Below are 1,189 nucleotides of genomic sequence, written 5' to 3' on the forward strand. Positions count from 1 at the left end.
ACAGCAGGCCGCCGAGCGGATTCGTCGAGCCGGAGCCCGACGACGTGCCGTTCTGTACGGTCGCCGTCGAGCCGCCGACGAGGCTCGTGATCAGGCCGGGGATCGGTGCCGCGCCGTTCGGGCCGTTCGGGTTGACGAGACCGCCCGCGTTGGTCACGGTGTTGCCGACCGCAGTGACGAGCTGACCGACGTCGCCGACGAGCGGCTGGCTCGACGTGCCGCCAACCTGCTTGCCGGCCGAGCTGATCGCGCCGCCGACCTGGCCGAGCAGGCCCGAGACGGGTTGGCCGAGACCGGTCGTCGTGCCGACCTGTTGCGTGACCTGGCCGGCGGTGATCACGAGCGGCGTGATCGCCGAGCTGAGCGGCTGTGTCACCTGCTGCACGGCGCCCGACGACAGCGTCGAGCCGATCGTCGTGCCGGCAGCCGTCAAGCCGTTGGCCACCGTGTCGAGCACGGTGCCGACCGGGGTCGTGACAGGCGCGAGCGGCGCGAGCTGGCCGGTGCCGAGCGCCTTGACCGTCGAGCTCAGGCCGGACACCGTGTTGCTCGTTGCGCCGACCACGTTGCCGAGGCCCGCGACGGTCGTGCCGACCGGATCCTTAGTCGTGCCGATCTGTCCCAGCCCGTTGCTCACGGCATCGGCGGCTGCGCCGACGATCGTGCCCGTGCTGGAGAGCGTGCTGCCGACACCCTTCGTCACGCCGTCGCCGAGACCCGGCACGCTGATGTTGCCGACCGTGCTGCCGAGGTCGGTGGCCGTCTGGCCAACCGTGCTGACGACGCCCTTGGTGCCGGTCGACGTGCCGCTGGTGCCGCTCGTGCTCGGCGTACCGCTCGTGCTCGGGTTGTTGCTGTTGCTGCTGGTCGGCGGCGAGCTGACGCCGCCGCCGCCGCAGGCGGCCAGCAGGCAGGCGGCGGCGAAGGCCGTGAGGGGCGCGCGCCATTGGCGCACGGCGGCTGTCGTCAGGGAACGTTGCTGGGACATGATTGACTCCTCGCTGTCTTGTCGATTGATGGATGTTGGTTTACTTGCCGTGCGTGCCGCCGAGCAGGCCGCCGATCAGCGACGTGACAGGCGCGAGCGGATTCGACGACGAGCCACCGTTCGTGACGGCACCCGTGCCGCCGGTCAATGCCGGCGCGCCGACGGCGTTGGTCACCGTGGAAACGACGTTCGTCACCGGGG

1 protein-coding gene and 1 pseudogene are annotated in these 1,189 nt (G+C 71.1%); both read right to left on the minus strand.

The window, feature by feature from the left end:
- Window positions 1–988: collagen-like triple helix repeat-containing protein (locus tag G3N99_RS40570; RefSeq protein WP_206125238.1), on the minus strand; the 988-nt coding region annotated here is incomplete at its 3' end.
- Between the two features lie 40 nt (window positions 989–1,028).
- Window positions 1,029–1,189: pseudogene (locus G3N99_RS42285) on the minus strand (collagen-like triple helix repeat-containing lipoprotein); the annotation flags it as partial.

It is taken from the genome of Burkholderia sp. Ac-20392, from assembly GCF_017104585.1.
In the GTDB taxonomy this organism is placed as follows: domain Bacteria; phylum Pseudomonadota; class Gammaproteobacteria; order Burkholderiales; family Burkholderiaceae; genus Burkholderia; species Burkholderia lata.